The following is a 15,708-nucleotide window of genomic DNA, read 5'->3' on the forward strand; positions in this document are numbered from 1 at the left end:
GCTGAGGGGAGTCGGAGATGCCCGGTCGAGGCGGACGACAAGCGAACGACAGCATCACCCTGGCCGGAGTCCGGCAGAACAACCTGAAGAACGTATCGCTGAGCATCCCCAAGGGGCAGCTGACCGTTTTCACAGGCGTGTCGGGTTCCGGGAAGTCGTCGCTGGTGTTCGGCACGATCGCCGTCGAGTCCCAGCGGCAGCTGAACGAGACCTTCCCGTGGTTCATCCGCAACCGGCTGCCCAAATACGAGCGGCCGCATGCGGAGAACATGGCGCACCTGTCCACCGCCATCGTGGTCGATCAGCGTCAGCTCGGCGGCAACAGCCGCTCGACCGTCGGCACGATGACCGAGATCAATCCGATGCTGCGCGTGCTGTTCTCCCGGCACGGCAAGCCCAGCGCGGGCGAATCCACGGCGTACTCGTTCAACGTGCCGCAGGGCATGTGCACCGAGTGCGAAGGGCTCGGCCGCACCGCGCGGCTCGACCTCGACCTGCTGCTCGACAAGAGCAAATCGCTCAACGACGGCGCGATCACCTCGCCGCTCTTCGCGGTCGGCGGATATCCGTGGACCACCTACGCGGAGTCGGAACTCTTCGATGCCGACAAACCGTTGCGGGACTTCGACTCCGAGGAATGGGACCTGCTACTGCACGGCGGCGGGTTCAAGGTGCGGCGGCCAGGACGCGACGTCACCCACTCGAACACCTACGAGGGCATCGTCGTCCGGTTCAACCGTCGGTACCTGGACAACGGCTTGGACGCGCTGAAAGACAAGGAGCGCAAGGACGTCGAGCAGGTCGTCACGACCCGCACCTGCGAGGCGTGCGGTGGCGCGCGGCTCAACAAGGCGGCGCTCGCCTCGAAGATCAAGGGCAAGAACATCGCCGACTATGCCGAGATGGAGGTGAGCGAGCTGATCGTCGAGCTGGGGAAGATCGACGATCCGGTCGCGAAACCCGTTGTCCAGGCGGCTGTCACCGCGCTGGAACGACTCGAGTCCATCGGTCTGGGCTACCTCAGCCTCGGCCGCGAGACCTCGACCCTGTCCGGCGGCGAAGGCCAGCGGCTCAAGACGGTGCGCCATCTCGGCAGCAGCCTCAGCGATCTCACCTTCATCTTCGACGAACCCAGCGTCGGGCTGCATCCCCGAGATGTGCATCGGCTCAACGAACTACTCGGCCGGCTCCGAGACAACGGCAACACGGTGCTCGTCGTGGAGCACAACCCCGACGTGATGAGCGTCGCCGATCGCATCGTCGATATGGGCCCCGGCGCCGGCGCGCACGGTGGCGAGGTGGTGTTCGAGGGCACCTTCCGCAAGCTGCTCGCCTCCGACACGCTCACCGGGCGCAGGCTGTGCGCGCACACCGGATTGAAGGAGCAGGTCCGCACCGCCACCGGGGCGCTGACCATCAGCAAGGCGAAGCTGAACAATCTGCGCAACGTGACGGTGCGGATCCCGACCGGAGTGCTCACCGCGGTCACCGGCGTGGCCGGATCCGGCAAGAGTTCGCTCATCTCAGGGGCTTTCGCCGCGCAGCATCCGGATGCGGTGATGGTCGACCAGTCGGGGATCGGCATCTCCGCGCGGTCGACTCCGGCCACCTATGTCGACATCATGGACACGGTCCGTTCGCTGTTCGCGAAGGCCAACGACGCCGAACCCGGACTGTTCAGCTTCAATTCCACCGGCGCGTGTCCGGCCTGTCAGGGGCGCGGCGTGATCCAGACCGACCTCGCCTACCTGGACCCGGTGACCGTCACCTGCGAGGTGTGCGAGGGGCTGCGGTATCGGCCAGAGGCGCTGGCGAAAACCTTGCGCGGCAAGAACATCGCCGAGGTGCTCGCGCTCACCGTCGAAGAGGGCCTCGACTACTTCACCGAGGACAAGGTCATCGGCAAGCTCGCCTTGCTCGATAAGGTCGGTCTCGCCTATCTCACCCTCGGCCAACCCCTTTCGACCCTGTCCGGCGGAGAACGGCAGCGGCTCAAGCTCGCCCACCGCCTGCAGGACACCGGGACGGTCTTCGTCTTCGACGAGCCGACCACCGGGCTGCACATGTCGGACGTGGACCGCCTGCTGACCCTCTTCGATCAACTGGTGGACGACGGCAACACCGTCATCGTCGTCGAACACGACCTCGAGGTCGTCAAACACGCGGACTGGGTCATCGATCTCGGCCCCGATGCCGGACGGCACGGCGGCAGGGTCCTCTTCGAGGGCACGCCCCGGGACCTGACCGGCGACGACGAATCCGTGACCGCCCAGTACCTGCGCGCCGACCTCGAACGAGCCGACCGCTAGTCCGGTCCGGGCCGCCCCATCCCCCTGACCAGGGGTGATTTCTGCATATTTGCAGACCGGATCTGCGTGATTCCTTATTGTCTGCGGACAGGTGGGCCTCGATACTGGCCAACCGAGCCCGTGTGCGGTGCGTCACATGCGCGCGCGTGGGTGGTGTGTAGAAAGATGAGGGACAGCTCCATGACGGCCACGATCGACGAAGCCAGCTCCGAGAAGGGACTAGCGCGAATCGCGCAGTCGCTCGCGAAATGGACGGAGAAATGGTTTCCGGATGCCTACGTCGTCGCCTTGGCCGGTGTGTTCATCGTGGCCGTCGCGGCATTGGCGAACGGCTCGTCGCCACAGACCGTGGTGACCGCGTTCGGCGACGGGTTCTGGGATCTCACGGCTTTCACGCTGCAGATGGCCATGGTCGTGCTGACCGGTTACGTGGTGGCCACTTCCCCACCGGTCGCGCGGCTCATCGAACGCCTCGCCGCCGTGCCGCGATCCGCGGCCGGCGCGGTGAGTTTCGTTGCGTTCCTGAGCATGTCGGTGTCCATTTTGAACTGGGGGCTCAGCCTGGTGTTCGGCGGCCTGCTGGCCCGCGCGATCGCCCGGCGCACCGATCTGCGGGTGGACTATCGAGCGCTCGGCGCGGCGGCCTTCATGGGGCTGGGCGCGGTATGGGCACTGGGCATCTCGTCCTCGGCCGCGCAGTTGCAGGCGACGGCGAGTTCCTTGCCGCCCGCCCTGCTGCGGATCACCGGCGTCCTGGACTTCGGGATGACGATCTTCACCTGGCAGTCGCTGCTGATGTGCGCCATCATCATGGCCATCACCGTCGTGATCGCCCATTTCTCGGCGCCGAAGGGCGAGGCGATCAAGACCGCCGAGGAACTCGAGGTCGACCTCGACGATCAGCCCGACGAGGTCACCCCGCGGTCGCGGCCCGGTGAATGGCTCGAGTACAGCCGTATCCTGCCGATCATCGCGGGCCTGATGACGTTGGGCTGGTTGATCTCCCAGTTCGTCAACAAGGCAGCGCTCACCGTGGTCAGCAGTCTCAACGGCTACCTGCTCGTCTTCCTCGTACTCGGGCTGGTGCTGCACGGCACGCCGCGCAAATTCCTGCAGGCCGTCACCCTGGCCGTGCCCGCCACCGCGGGCATCCTGGTGCAGTTCCCGCTCTACGCGGCGATGGCCGCGATCCTCACCAAAGCGAAAGGGCGCGGCGGGATCACCGTCTCCGAGCACCTGGCCGACTTCTTCACCAGCATCGGCGGCGGTGGCACCTTCGCCATCGTGATCGCCGTCTACACCGTGGTGCTCGGCATCTTCGTCCCCTCCGGCGGCGGAAAGTGGTTGGTCGAAGCGCCTTACGTCATGCAGTCGGCAACCGATGTGCAGATGAATCTCGGCTGGACGGTGCAGATCTACAACGTGGCCGAGGCGCTGCCCAACCTGATCAACCCGTTCTTCATGCTGCCGTTGCTCGCGGTGCTGAAACTGCGGGCGCGCGATCTCGTCGGGTTCACCTTCCTGCAGTTCATCTTCCACCTGCCGGTGGTGCTGCTGCTCGTCTGGCTGCTCGGCATGACGTTCGACTACGTCCCGCCGATCATCCCCGCCGGGAAGTGAGACCGGTTCGGCCGCGATAGCCGAAAACCGTTGATCAGCAGCCGGTCCGGTGGATTCTGAGGGCATGAGGATCTACGCCGACCGCCCGGCCACCGCACTGCGCCAGCTCGTCACCGATCTCCTCGTGGCGGCGTGGGTGTACGGCACCATCCGCGCCGCCCTGTGGCTACACGACCTGGTGCTGGCGCTCGCCGTGCCCGGGCGCAAACTCGAAGGCGCGGGCGGGGGCCTGGCCGACAACCTCGACACCGTCGGCGACAAGGTGGGCCGGGTGCCGGTGGTGGGCGACGAACTGACCTCGCCGTTCGAGCGAGCCGCCACCGCCGCCCGCTCGATCGCCGAGGCGGGCCACGATCAGCAGGACCTCGTCGGCGATCTCGCGCTCGCCCTGGCCATCGGCCTGTCCGTCGTCCCGCTCGGACTTGTCCTGCTCGTCTGGCTGCCGCTGCGGCTGCGCTGGATTCGCCGCGCCGCCACCGCGACTCGGTTGCGCGCGGACCCCGGCGGACGAGACCTGCTTGCCCTGCGCGCCCTCACCCACCAACCGCTGCGCCGACTCGACCGCATCGACCCCGAGGTGGTCACCGCCTGGCGACGCGGCGACGACGCCACCGTCCGCGCCCTCGCCGCCCTCGAACTGCGCACCCTCGGCCTACGCCGGTAGGTCAGATGATCAGGAGGAATCGCCGCGGCCTCGGCCGAGAACGCGGTTACGTCAGTTCTTCCTGATCAGTTGTCCGGCAGGGAATCTCCTCGTCGAGGGTCAGCAGGACCAGGGGTAGCGGGCGGTCCGTCTTGGACTGGAAGTCCGCGAGCAGGGCGTTGTCGGCGAGCACCCAAGCCGCGAACTCGTCGTAGTCCGCGCCTTCGAGTACCCGTCCGGTCCCCCGGTAGGTCTTGTCCCGGAGTTCGATGGTGACCTGCGGGTTCGCCTTGATGTTGTGCCACCAGGCCGGATACCTGTCCGCCATGAACGAACTCACGTACATGATGTCGCCCCGGTACCCCGGGCCGAGCGGAATCGTATGCCGCTTACCGCTTTTCGCACCTGTCGTGGTGAGCAGGATCAAGTCCGCCCCCGCGTACGCGCCACCCACCTTGCCCGAGTTCGCCCGGAACTCCGCGATCACATCCACATTCCCGTCGGTGATACTGCCCTCCGGGTCCCATGGCTGATTCCACGGCGCGTTCGGATCGTCATAGTCGGTGATCGCAGCCTGCTCCGCCGGCCGCGCAGTCGATTCGATTTCGCTCATAGTTCGAGCATGCCGGGCGCTTAGGACAGTTACGGTCCTAACGCCAGTAGTAACCGTCCGGGAAGCGCAGCCGGTGGCTCAGGCCACACCGCCGATCAGCACGGTTGATACTGGACCGAGAAGGCCGGAGCAGCATCGTTCGCGGGATAGGCGCGATTGGTGACGGTCATCGACAGGCTTCGTTCGACGCAAACGCGTCTCGTTCCTTCGGGGGCCAGGTAGTCGTCGGGGTCGGTGGTGACCAGGTAGTCGATCTCGGGCGCACCCAGTTCCGCGACGATCGGAAGATGCTGCTCGGCGAGCAGTCTCGCGTCGTCGAGATTGCGCGAGTGGAGTTGCTCGGTGACCCGAGGTCGCGGTGGCCGTTCCGGTAGCGGGCTTCCCGAAGCCATGATCACGCTGTGCGGCATGGCTCGGTCTTGGTTGAGGCGCTGCCAGACAGCGAACTCGAGCTCGGTCGGGTACCGGTTGGCGACCGACCACGACCCACTCACGGCGGCAGCAGGTCCTATCCACCATCGAGCCCCCGACAGCTCGGGAAACTCTCGCATCAAGCGCCGATACGTCTCGCCGACCGCACTGAAATCGTTCGCGGGCAATAGTTTCAAGGAGATATCGCCGACTCCGACATCCATTCGCTCGAATTCGTCGCTCGATCCGTAGGAGTAGTAGGCCCACGTGTGATAGGTCCACTTCACCTCGTCCCGGGGAAAGGCGTCGGACAATGCGAACCACAGACCGGCGCGGTCCGGCGCCTCGGCGAACCCGCCCTTCCCAACCCTGAACGAACTGCCGGACTTTTCCCGACGGATCTCGAGCTCTGTCTCCCACTGCTCGAAATCCGCCGCGGCCCAAACCTGGTCGCGGAACGCCTCGATCACCGCTGCGGTCTGCGCCGCCGACGCCGCCTCGGACAGCACGACGACCGCGGCGAACATACCGTCGATCTCGGTCGACACCTGATCGACTCCTGGTAGCCGACTGAGCGCAGTCGCGGTATCCCGCGCCTCCCGGGTCAGCGCCGGTCGGTCGTCGAAGGGTGCGACCGTCATGAGTTGCCAACTACCGCAGGCGGAAACGAGGACGCCGGCCAACGCGATCACCGCCCACTTGAACCGCGGCCGACCGCGAGACCCGGTGCGGTAGAGCAGCACCGCGCCCACGACCAACGAGAGACCGACACCGGCGACGAGCACCCCCAGCGAAAAGGAGAAGGGCACCAACGTGTCCCGGCATTCCAGGTAGTAGCAGGCGTCGGCGAACGTCACCGACCACAGCACGAGCAGACCGGCCAGGGCGGCAACAGCGAAGACGATCCAGGCCGCGTAGTTTCCGCCGAAACGCCGCCAGGGCTGCAGGGTGAGCACCAGGCTACGGTAACGAGCTTCGAGCCGCCTGTGGTGTTGCCCCTGTGGAGATTTCGTGTAGAAGCCGCTGAGCGTTCCACCGGAAGCAGGCGGTGGGGCCGCCGCCACCGCGCGGCGGGCGGTTCGACTCTAGGTGCGCACGACCAGTACTGCGCCGGCGGCGAGGAGGGCGAGGACGATGGCGGCGAGGCCGTAGACGAGGCGGTGATTGCGCAGGACTGGGATGAAGCGGTCGAGGGCGTAGCGGCCGGGGCCGGTCAGGGTGAGGGCGGCAGCGGCCGCGGTGAGGATCAGTTCGTATTCGATGCCCTTGGGGGCGAAGAAGGCGCCGGCGCCCTTGACCGCGATGGCGTTGAGCAGGGTGCCGACCACGGCCGCCCCTGCCAGCGGGGTGAGCAGGCCGACGGCGAGCGCGAGGCCGCCGAACGTCTCGGTGACGCCCGCGACGAACGCCATCGCCTCACCGGCGGGATAACCCTTGCTGGAGAAGAACTTTCCGGTCCCGTCCAGGCCACCGCCGCCGAACCAGCCGAACAGTTTCTGCGCGCCGTGCGCGGCCATGGTCAGCCCGACCGCGATGCGTAGCAGCAGCAGGCCGGCGTCGTAGGCGTGCGGGGTCGCGGCATGGCCGGACGACACACCCCCCTCGGCGGCAGCAGAAGCGCGCGAAGGCGTTGCGGTGGAACTCATTCGATAGTCCTTTCGGTGGGAATCAGTGGTCAGCCGAATTGCAGGGAACGTTTCGCCAGGCCGTTCCAGAAGCCGTCGATCACGCTGCGCTGGGTACTCAGGTCGGCGTCGGCCGCGCCGAGCGCGACGAACAACGGCGCGAAGTGTTCGGTGCGCGGGTGCGCCGCCGCCGCGGCCGGAGCCTTCTTCTCGAAATCGAGCAGGGCGTCGACGTCGCCCGCGGCCAGCGCTCGCCGACCCCAGTCGTCGAACTCGGTCATCACCGGATGCACCGAGCCGTCCTGGGTCAGCGCGCGCAGATTGTGGGTGAAGAAGCCGCTGCCGACGATCAGCACCCCTCGGTCGCGCAGCGGCACGAGCTTGCGGCCGAGTTCCAGCAGCCCGGACGGGTCGAGCGTCGGCATCGACAGTTGCAGCACCGGCACATCCGCCGCGGGGTACATCTCCACCAGCGGCACATACGCCCCGTGGTCGAGCCCGCGATCGGGCACGTCGTGCACCGAGCGACCGGGGGCGCGCAGCAGTTTGCGCACGTCGTCGGCTAGTGCGGGCGCCCCGGGCGCGGGGTAGGTCACCTCGTAGTAGTGCCGGGGGAAGCCCCAGAAGTCGTAGACCAGCGGAACCGTCTCGGTCGCGCCGACGGCGAGCGGAGCGTCTTCCCAATGCGCCGAAATCATCAGGACCGCTTCGGGTTTCGGCAGTTCCGCGGACCAAGCGGCCAACTGCCCCGGCCACACCGCGTCCTCGGCCAGCGGCGGGGCGCCGTGCGACAGGTACACCACGGGCATGCGCATCGGTCTCGGCCTCCTCCAAGTAGTTCAAATTTGAACATCTGTCGACGATGGTAGATTATCGTTCGAGTTTGAACAATAGGGAGGGTGGTCACCTTGGACGAGCCCCGCTGGCTCGACGACGAAGAGATGCGGACCTGGCAGGCGTTCCTCGCCTCGACGGCGCTGCTGAACCGCCGGATCGAACAGCAGCTCAAGGAGGACGCGCACCTGTCGCACACGCAGTACGAGGTGCTGGTGCGACTCGAGGACGCGCCCGGTGACGCGCTGCGGATGACCGAGCTCTCCGCCGCCCTGTTCACCTCCAAGAGCGGTCTCACCTATCAGATCGGACAGCTGGAGAAGGCGGGCTTCGTCCGCCGCACCCCCGCTCCCGACGACCCCCGCGGCATCATCGCCACCCTCACCCCCGCCGGCCGCCGCAAGCTTCAAGCCGCCGCCCCCGGCCACGTCGCTCTGGTCCGCGAACTCCTGATCGACGTCCTTTCGCCACAGCAACGCAAAGCCATCGCCGACGGCTTGGGCAAGGTCGCCGCAGACCTGCGTTGAGCATCAAGCGCAATGTTGCGGTGCATGCCACGCGCCGTCCACCACGACCGCCGAGACAGTCGAGGAGATCTCCATGACCTACATTCCCGAACCCACCAGGTACGACGGGCCGATGCGGTATCGGCGATCGGGCCGATCCGGGCTCGATCTGCCGATGCTGTCGCTCGGCTTCTGGCACAACTTCGGCGACGACCGGCCGTATGGCACCCAGCGCGAGATTGCGCTGCGTGCATTCGACCTCGGTATCACCCATTTCGATCTGGCGAACAATTATGGGCCGCCGTACGGGGCGGCCGAGATCAACGCCGGGCGCATCCTGCGGGAGGACCTGGCCCGGTATCGCGACGAACTCGTGCTGTCCACGAAAGCGGGCTGGGACATGTGGCCCGGCCCGTACGGGCAGGGCGGTGGGTCGCGGAAGTATGTGCTCGCCTCGCTCGACCAGTCCCTGACTCGGCTCGGCGTGGACTACGTCGATATCTTCTATTCGCACCGGTTCGACCCGACGACACCGCTGGAGGAGACCGCGTCCGCGTTGCACACCGCGGTGCAGCAGGGCAAAGCGCTCTACGTCGGCATCTCGTCGTACACCGCGCAGGATTCGCGCACCATCGCGGCGATGCTGCGGGAGCTGGGCACGCCGCTGCTCATCCACCAGCCGTCGTACTCGATGCTGAACCGCTGGATCGAAACCGAAGGACTGCTCGACGCTGCCGCCGAGGCGGGTTTCGGCGTCATCGGCTTCACCGCGCTGGCCCAGGGCATGCTCACCACGAAATATCTGGACGGCATTCCGCCGGAATCGCGAGCCGCCCAGGACAAGTCGTTCCAGAACGAGCTGCTCACCCCCGCGATGATCGACCGGCTTCGCAAGCTCAACGCCCTCGCCGAGCGGCGCGGCCAGACGCTCGCCCAGCTCGCGCTCGCGTGGGCGCTGCGCGACGAACGGGTGACGTCGCTGGTCATCGGCGCGTCCACGACCGGCCAGCTCGAGCAGAACGTCGCCGCGCTCGACGGGCTCGAGTTCCGCGCCGAGGAACTGGCCGAGATCGAGGCCCTGCTCGACGACGACGGAGCGGTCGATCTGTGGCGGTCGGCCCGCGAGGGCACGCTCTGACCCTGAAACCCCTTGGCCTACAGGCGAGTCAGGGATTCCCCGGAGGCCGATACCACCCTTCGGGCTGACGACGAACGCGGCGGGCGCCGCATAGTGTGCCCGCATGACCCCAGGGCGACCGGACGCACCACCGCTACCCGACCGCCGCCGGCTCGCCCGGCGGGGCGTCGGCCTCTTCCTCGTCGCGCTGGTCGCTTTATCCGCACCGGCCATGATTTTCGCGGTCGTGGCGCGCAACGACATCGGCATTCTGCTGCTCATGTGGGCGCCGGGCGTCGCCTCGCTGCTCGCCCGGCTGCTGCTGCGCGAAGGATTCGGCGATATCTCCCTGCGTTTCGGCGGTCGCCGCGGCTGGTGGGCCTGCCTGTTCGCGCTCGGCTACCCGGTGGTCGTGGCCGGGGCCGCGTACGGCGTCGGCTGGCTCACCGGCTTGGCTGAGTTCACCACGCCCGACGGCGAAGCCGCCGGCTGGGTCGCCTTCGCGGTCCAGCTGCTCATCGGCTTGGTGCCCGGTACCGCCATCGGCCTGGTGTTCGCGCTCGGCGAGGAACTCGGATGGCGCGGCTATCTGCTCACCCGGCTCATGGACGCGGGCCTACCACAGCCGATCCTGATCGGCGGATTGATCTGGGCCGCGTGGCATATGCCGTTGATCATCGGCGGCAGCTACCTCAGCGGCAACGGCGGTTCCGTGCTGGTGATCGCGCCGCTGTTCCTGATCCAAATCGTCGTGGTCTCCTATGTTTTCGCGCGAGTGCGGCTGGATACCGGCAGCGTCTGGCCGGCCGTCGTGCTGCACGCGTCGTGGAATTCGGTGATCCAATCGGTATTCGACACCCACACCACGGGCGCGCGGGCTTGGCTGTGGCTCGGCGAACAAGGCCTACTGCTGCTGGCCGCCAATGCGATCTGCGTATTCCTGCTCTACCGGCGGCCGGGAAGATTCCTGCGCCAACCACTTTCGAGCGCGCCCGATTCGGCCGCGCGGAATGGCAGTTGATGCGCGTTTGCACATTGCGATCCCGGTGACCGTAATACTGGTCGAGCCGCGCCCGGCCTGGTTTCCTCATCCGTAATCATCCGGGTGGAGCGAAAGGTCGTGGAATGTCCGTGCAGGTGGTCAAGCTCGGTGCGCACATCGGCGCCCGAATCGAGGGAGTCCGGCTCGGCGGTGGGCTGGACGGCGCGACCGTCGCCACCGTGCGCGCCGCGCTCAACGAGCACAAGGTGATCTTCTTCCGGGAACAGCACCACCTCACCGAGGACGGACAGTACGAATTCGCCGAACTGCTCGGCACGCCCACCACACCGCACCCGACACTCACCTCCGCGGGCGTGAAGAGCCTGGCCATCGACTCCCACCACGGCCGCTCCAACACCTGGCACACCGATGTCACCTTCGTCGACCGCGTGCCGAAGGCCTCCATCCTGCGCGCGGTCACGCTGCCGAGTTACGGCGGCGCGACCACCTGGGCCTCGACCGTCGCCGCCTACAACTCGCTGCCGGAACCGTTGCGGCGGCTGGCCGAGAGCCTGCGCGCGCGGCACACCAACCAGTACGACTACGCGGCCACCGTGGAGGACCGGCCGGACGAGAACGCGCGGGCCTACCGCCGCGAATTCGAGTCGACCTACTTCGAGACCGAGCATCCGGTGGTCCGGGTGCACCCGGAGACCGGCGAGCGGGCGCTGCTGCTCGGCTGCTTCGTCAAGCAGATCGTGGGCCTGTCCAGTAGCGAGTCGCAGGCGCTGTTCCGGTTGTTCCAGGATCGGGTGACCCGGCTCGAACACACCGTCCGGTGGAACTGGTCGCTCGGCGACGTGGCAATCTGGGACAACCGTGCCACCCAGCACTACGCGATCGACGACTACGACGGCGCGGAGCACCGCAGGCTGACCCGGATCACCCTGGCCGGTGATATCCCGGTCGGCGTCGACGGCACGTCGAGCACGGTCATCGCGGGAAATGCCGAGTCCTACTCCGCCGTCGATCCGCTCACCACGGCGGCTTAGCCGTCCCCTTCCGGACTCGCATTGTTCGGCCACCTACGCGCCGGTGAAAACAATCGCGAGATCGGCAACCCGGCGATCCGCGCGCCGCGCGCCATCCAGAACCGCACACGAAGTCTCGATTACGCTTTGACGGCTCGCGTCCGGTGATTACGCACCCGCAGGTACCGACCGGTCTTGCCCGACGAGGGGAATCGCGTGGATTTATGGAGTTATATCCGAGGGCGGGGCGAATTCCTCGCGTTCCTCACTTATCAGCACGCCTCCCTGGCGTTTCAGACCGTTCTGGTCGGGACCGTCGTCGCGGTGCTCATCGCGGTCGCGGTGTATCGGCTGCCGCTGCTGGCCGCGCTCTCGCTCACCTCTAGCCGGGTCGCGTTGACCATTCCGTCGCTGGCGCTGCTCGCCCTGCTGCTGGTGCCGTTCGGATTAGGCGTGGTGCCGTCGTTTCTCATGCTGACGTTCTTCGCGGCGCTGCCGGTGATCGGCAACGCGATCGTGGGGTTGCGCGCGGTGCCGCCCTCGGTGATCGAATCCGCCAAAGGCATCGGCTTTTCCCGGTTGCGCATCCTGCTCACCGTCGAGTTGCCGATCGCCTGGCCGGTGATCCTCACCGGCATCCGGGTTTCCACTCAGATGATCGTCGGCGTGGCCGCCATCGTCGCCTACGTCCTCGGGCCCGGCCTCGGGTCGCTGATCTTCAACGGCCTGTCCCGGCTCGGCGGCGCCAACGCCATCGAGATGGCGTTGACCGGCACCATTCTCATCGTCCTCATCGCGTTGGTGTTCGACGCACTCCTCGTCCTGCTCGGCCGCCTCACGATCGCAAAGGGACTGTCATGACCGAAGTGACCAGCCGCCCCGCTCCGCCCGCGCCGGAGCGCAACGTGACCGGCGCCGACATCAAGCTCGACGCCGTCGTCAAGCGCTACCGCGGCCAGGACGCGCCCGCGGTCGAGCGACTCGACTTGGAGATCGACGCCGGCGACATCGTCGCGTTCGTCGGTCCGTCCGGCTGCGGCAAGACCACGACATTGAAGATGATCAACCGGCTGATCGAACCGACCGAGGGCCGGATCTTCATCGGCGGCCGCGACGTCACCCGCGAGGACCCGGACAAACTGCGCCAGTCGATCGGGTACGTCATCCAGTCCGGCGGACTGTTCCCGCACTGGAGCGTCGCCAAGAACGTCGGCGCCATCCCGCGGGTGCTCGGCTGGGACAAGAAGCGAATCGCCGAACGCACCGAGTACCTGCTCGATCTCGTCGGGCTGGATCCCGCTACCTTCGCCGACCGGCTGCCCAAGGACATGTCCGGCGGCCAGCAGCAGCGCGTCGGCGTCGCCCGCGCGCTCGCCGCGGACCCGCCGGTCCTGCTGATGGACGAACCGTTCGGCGCGGTGGACCCGATCACCCGGGTGCGCTTGCAGGACAGCCTGATCGCGATCCAGCACGAACTCGGCAAGACCATCGTGATCGTGACGCACGATTTCGAGGAGGCCACCAAACTCGGGGACAAGGTGCTGATCCTGTCCGAGGGCGGGCACGTCGAGCAGTACGCGAGCCCGGAGGAGATTCTCACCGATCCGGCCACGCCGTTCGTCGAGGAATTCGTCGGGTCCGGCGCGAAGCTGGCGTATCTCACCGTGTCCCGGGTGCGCGATGTCGAATACGACAAGGTGATCACCGCCCGGGTCGGCGAACCCGCGCAGGGCGTGATCCAGCGCGCGATGGCGGCCGGGCACACCTGGGTCGTGGTGGTCGACGAGGCCGGGCGGCCGCGGTCGTGGCCCTCGCTCACCGAACTGGCGACCAAACCGGAGGTCTCGGACTTCCTGGATCGGCGGCTGCCCGTGGTCGCCCGCTCCTCCACACTCAACGACGCGCTCGACGCCATGCTCGCGGCCAGCCAAGGAGCCGCGCTGGTCACCGACGGCCGCGGCGCCGTGGTCGGCGCGCTCAGCATCGGCACGGTGACCGAGACGATCCAGGCCAAACTCGCCGAAGTGCGGTCGGACGAGGTCGACCTGTCCTACGAAACCTACGTCGACGGCACCGATCCCGCGCCGACGCCGGTGGTCGCCGCCGACGACGAACCCGGATCGGCCGAGCAGGCATGAGCAGGCTGCGGCGCGTGCCGCTGGACGTGTGGTTCGAGCCGATCATCATCGGTGTGATCGGTCTCGGCTATTTCCTCTGGTACCGGTCCACGACCTTCACCCCGACCGAGCAAGCGTCCCTGGCCTGGGACAACTTGCAGACCACGATCCTCGCGCACATCAAACTCACCGTTGTGGCCACGTTGATCGTGGTCGTCATCGCGATCCCGCTCGGCATCGCGCTCACCCGGCCCGCGCTCGAACGCGTCGAGCCCTTCGCGGTGAACATCGCCAACGTCGGGCAGGCCGCGCCCGCGGTCGGCCTGCTGGTGCTGTTCACGTTCTGGCTCGGCACCGGATTCCGCACGGCGATAGTCGGTCTCGTCGTGTACGCGATCCTGCCGATCCTGCAGAACACCATCGTCGGACTGCGGCAGGTGGACCACCGCACCATCGAGGCCGCACGCGGGATCGGCTACTCCGGCAGCCGGACGCTGTTCCAGGTGGAGTTGCCGCTCGCGGTGCCGGTCATCCTCAACGGCGTGCGCACCGCGCTGGTGATCCTGGTCGGCACGGCGACGCTGAGCACGTTCATCGGTGCGACCAGCCTCGGCACGCTGATCACCACGGGCGTCACACTGTTCCTGCCGAAGCTGCTCGTCTCCGGCGCGATCCTGGTGGGCCTGCTGGCCTTGACCATCGACTGGCTGGGCCGGCTGGTCGAACTCGCCGCGACACCGCGGGGCATCGCGTGAGGCCGCCGCGGCTCGCGACGCTGCTCGCCGCGCTCGTCGCGGCCGCCGCCGCGCTCAGCGGGTGTGGCCTGGTCAGCTCGTCCGGCACCTTCCACGACGCCCAGCTGCCCGACGGCGCGCAGCCACTGGACGGGGTGAAGCTGGTCGTCACCTCGAAAAGCTTCACCGAGGGCGTGCTGCTCGGCAAGATCACCGCGACGTATCTGGGCGCGGCGGGCGCGAAGGTCACCGACCTGACCGGGGCGCCGGGTTCCGCGTCGTCGCGGCAGGCTCAGCTCAACGGTGACGCCGACATCCTCTGGGAGTACACGGGCACCGGATGGGTGAACTACCACAATCAGACCGACACGATCGCGGACCCGCAACAGCTCTGGCAGCGCGTGCACGACTTGGAACAGCGTGATCACGATCTGGTGTGGCTGCCGCCCGCCAACTTCAACGACACCTACGCCTTCGGCGCGTCGACGCCGAACGCCGAACGCCTGCAGGTGAAATCGCTGTCCGACGTGACCAACCTGCCGGTCCCCGATCGGACCTTCTGCGTCGACGACGAATTCTTCAGCCGCTCCGACGGTTTCATCCCGATGCTGGCGAAGTACGGTATCCCGTACAACGATCCGAACGGCGTTCCGTCCGGGAACGTGACCCGGATGGACGCGGGCGTGGTCTACACCGCCACCGCCAAGGGCGCACCCTGCAATTTCGGCATGATCTACACCACCGACGGCCGGGTCAGGAACTTGAATCTCGTTGTGCTGGAAGATGATCGCAAGTTCTTCCTGCCGTACAGCGGCACCGCCGTCGTGCGCGGCGCCGTCCTCGACCGGCATCCGGAATTGCGGCCGCTGCTCGGCACCATCTCCGAACGCCTCACCGACGATCTCATGCAGGAACTCAACGGCCGCGTCGACATCGACGGCGAAGACCCCGCCGACGTCGCCTACGACTGGCTGAAGACCCAGAAATTGATCGCCTGATCAGCAGGCGGCGACGGCGAAGTGGTTGCGCGATCTACATTTTCGCGTAGCGGGCCAGGACGAAGCTGTAGAGGCCGTAGGTGATGATGCCGAGACCGGCGACGATGAGCAGGACCATGCCGAAGGGCTGGGCGCCGAGGATTTTCAGGGCACCGTCCAATCCCGCGG

16 protein-coding genes are annotated in these 15,708 nt (G+C 67.2%); 11 read left to right on the forward strand and 5 right to left on the reverse strand.

Annotated features, from left to right (window positions below; translation table 11 throughout):
• Positions 1 to 17 precede the first annotated feature (17 nt).
• The 3 genes from NBRGI_RS42275 to NBRGI_RS42285 all read left to right on the forward strand — a co-directional run bounded on the left by NBRGI_RS42275 (position 18) and on the right by NBRGI_RS42285 (position 4,593).
• A complete protein-coding gene (locus tag NBRGI_RS42275) occupies positions 18 to 2,309 on the forward strand; it encodes an ATP-binding cassette domain-containing protein (RefSeq protein ID WP_029903836.1) in 2,292 nt (763 codons plus the stop codon).
• Between the two features lie 180 nt (positions 2,310 to 2,489).
• Positions 2,490 to 3,929, forward strand: coding sequence for a short-chain fatty acid transporter (locus tag NBRGI_RS42280; protein WP_029903838.1), 1,440 nt, complete (start codon positions 2,490 to 2,492; stop codon positions 3,927 to 3,929).
• Positions 3,930 to 3,993: 64 nt separating this feature from the next.
• The gene (locus NBRGI_RS42285) at positions 3,994 to 4,593 is read left to right on the forward strand and encodes a hypothetical protein (RefSeq protein WP_029903840.1); all 600 of its coding nucleotides are present in this window, start codon (positions 3,994 to 3,996) and stop codon (positions 4,591 to 4,593) included.
• Between the two features lie 46 nt (positions 4,594 to 4,639).
• On the opposite strand, the gene NBRGI_RS42290 is transcribed toward NBRGI_RS42285, so the two are convergent.
• The 4 genes from NBRGI_RS42290 to NBRGI_RS42305 form a co-directional block, all read right to left on the reverse strand.
• Positions 4,640 to 5,185: a nitroreductase/quinone reductase family protein gene (locus tag NBRGI_RS42290; protein ID WP_029903842.1), complete on the reverse strand. Its 546-nt coding sequence runs from the start codon at positions 5,183 to 5,185 to the stop codon at positions 4,640 to 4,642.
• Positions 5,186 to 5,280: 95 nt separating this feature from the next.
• Positions 5,281 to 6,552, reverse strand: a complete 1,272-nt coding sequence (locus NBRGI_RS42295; protein ID WP_029903844.1) for a hypothetical protein — start codon at positions 6,550 to 6,552, stop codon at positions 5,281 to 5,283.
• Positions 6,553 to 6,681: 129 nt separating this feature from the next.
• Positions 6,682 to 7,242, reverse strand: a complete 561-nt coding sequence (locus NBRGI_RS42300; protein WP_029903846.1) for a DoxX family protein — start codon at positions 7,240 to 7,242, stop codon at positions 6,682 to 6,684.
• A gap of 29 nt (positions 7,243 to 7,271) precedes the next feature.
• On the reverse strand, positions 7,272 to 8,030 hold the full coding sequence (locus NBRGI_RS42305; RefSeq protein WP_029903848.1) for a dioxygenase family protein: 759 nt from the start codon (positions 8,028 to 8,030) through the stop codon (positions 7,272 to 7,274).
• A gap of 90 nt (positions 8,031 to 8,120) precedes the next feature.
• Between NBRGI_RS42305 and NBRGI_RS42310 the strand changes: the two genes are divergently transcribed.
• From NBRGI_RS42310 to NBRGI_RS42345, 8 genes are all read left to right on the forward strand, one after another.
• On the forward strand, positions 8,121 to 8,582 hold the full coding sequence (locus NBRGI_RS42310) for a MarR family winged helix-turn-helix transcriptional regulator (RefSeq protein ID WP_081878479.1): 462 nt from the start codon (positions 8,121 to 8,123) through the stop codon (positions 8,580 to 8,582).
• A gap of 73 nt (positions 8,583 to 8,655) precedes the next feature.
• Positions 8,656 to 9,699, forward strand: coding sequence for an L-glyceraldehyde 3-phosphate reductase (gene mgrA, locus NBRGI_RS42315; RefSeq protein ID WP_029903852.1), 1,044 nt, complete (start codon positions 8,656 to 8,658; stop codon positions 9,697 to 9,699).
• 103 nt (positions 9,700 to 9,802) lie between these two features.
• Positions 9,803 to 10,699, forward strand: a complete 897-nt coding sequence (locus NBRGI_RS42320) for a type II CAAX endopeptidase family protein (protein WP_081878480.1) — start codon at positions 9,803 to 9,805, stop codon at positions 10,697 to 10,699.
• Between the two features lie 104 nt (positions 10,700 to 10,803).
• The gene (locus tag NBRGI_RS42325) at positions 10,804 to 11,712 is read left to right on the forward strand and encodes a TauD/TfdA dioxygenase family protein (RefSeq protein ID WP_029903856.1); all 909 of its coding nucleotides are present in this window, start codon (positions 10,804 to 10,806) and stop codon (positions 11,710 to 11,712) included.
• 195 nt (positions 11,713 to 11,907) lie between these two features.
• The gene (locus tag NBRGI_RS42330; protein WP_014985076.1) at positions 11,908 to 12,552 is read left to right on the forward strand and encodes an ABC transporter permease; all 645 of its coding nucleotides are present in this window, start codon (positions 11,908 to 11,910) and stop codon (positions 12,550 to 12,552) included.
• Positions 12,549 to 13,829: an ATP-binding cassette domain-containing protein gene (locus NBRGI_RS42335; RefSeq protein WP_029903860.1), complete on the forward strand. Its 1,281-nt coding sequence runs from the start codon at positions 12,549 to 12,551 to the stop codon at positions 13,827 to 13,829. Before NBRGI_RS42330 ends, NBRGI_RS42335 begins: the two co-directional genes overlap by 4 nt.
• Positions 13,826 to 14,563, forward strand: a complete 738-nt coding sequence (locus NBRGI_RS42340) for an ABC transporter permease (protein WP_029903862.1) — start codon at positions 13,826 to 13,828, stop codon at positions 14,561 to 14,563. The genes NBRGI_RS42335 and NBRGI_RS42340 overlap by 4 nt, the downstream gene beginning before the upstream one ends.
• The gene (locus NBRGI_RS42345; protein WP_029903864.1) at positions 14,560 to 15,540 is read left to right on the forward strand and encodes a glycine betaine ABC transporter substrate-binding protein; all 981 of its coding nucleotides are present in this window, start codon (positions 14,560 to 14,562) and stop codon (positions 15,538 to 15,540) included. Before NBRGI_RS42340 ends, NBRGI_RS42345 begins: the two co-directional genes overlap by 4 nt.
• A gap of 34 nt (positions 15,541 to 15,574) precedes the next feature.
• Here NBRGI_RS42345 and NBRGI_RS47105 read toward each other — a convergent pair.
• Positions 15,575 to 15,708, reverse strand: a 134-nt coding sequence (locus NBRGI_RS47105; protein ID WP_148311175.1) for a DUF1206 domain-containing protein, incomplete at its 5' end; no start/stop codon positions are given.

Source organism: Nocardia brasiliensis IFM 10847, from assembly GCF_000710915.1.
GTDB classification, from domain to species: Bacteria; Actinomycetota; Actinomycetes; order Mycobacteriales; family Mycobacteriaceae; genus Nocardia; species Nocardia brasiliensis_A.

Bases quoted from the DNA above. Each gene is read 5' to 3' on its own strand.
- NBRGI_RS42290 (WP_029903842.1), bottom strand. From the start codon at position 5,185: ATGAGCGAAATCGAATCGACTGCGCGGCCGGCGGAGCAGGCTGCGATC.
- NBRGI_RS42320 (WP_081878480.1), top strand. From the start codon at position 9,803: ATGACCCCAGGGCGACCGGACGCACCACCGCTACCCGACCGCCGCCGG.
- NBRGI_RS42305 (WP_029903848.1), bottom strand. From the start codon at position 8,030: ATGCCCGTGGTGTACCTGTCGCACGGCGCCCCGCCGCTGGCCGAGGAC.
- NBRGI_RS42280 (WP_029903838.1), top strand. From the start codon at position 2,490: ATGACGGCCACGATCGACGAAGCCAGCTCCGAGAAGGGACTAGCGCGA.
- NBRGI_RS42300 (WP_029903846.1), bottom strand. From the start codon at position 7,242: ATGAGTTCCACCGCAACGCCTTCGCGCGCTTCTGCTGCCGCCGAGGGG.
- mgrA (WP_029903852.1), top strand. From the start codon at position 8,656: ATGACCTACATTCCCGAACCCACCAGGTACGACGGGCCGATGCGGTAT.
- NBRGI_RS42285 (WP_029903840.1), top strand. From the start codon at position 3,994: ATGAGGATCTACGCCGACCGCCCGGCCACCGCACTGCGCCAGCTCGTC.
- NBRGI_RS42325 (WP_029903856.1), top strand. From the start codon at position 10,804: ATGTCCGTGCAGGTGGTCAAGCTCGGTGCGCACATCGGCGCCCGAATC.
- NBRGI_RS42335 (WP_029903860.1), top strand. From the start codon at position 12,549: ATGACCGAAGTGACCAGCCGCCCCGCTCCGCCCGCGCCGGAGCGCAAC.
- NBRGI_RS42275 (WP_029903836.1), top strand. From the start codon at position 18: ATGCCCGGTCGAGGCGGACGACAAGCGAACGACAGCATCACCCTGGCC.
- NBRGI_RS42340 (WP_029903862.1), top strand. From the start codon at position 13,826: ATGAGCAGGCTGCGGCGCGTGCCGCTGGACGTGTGGTTCGAGCCGATC.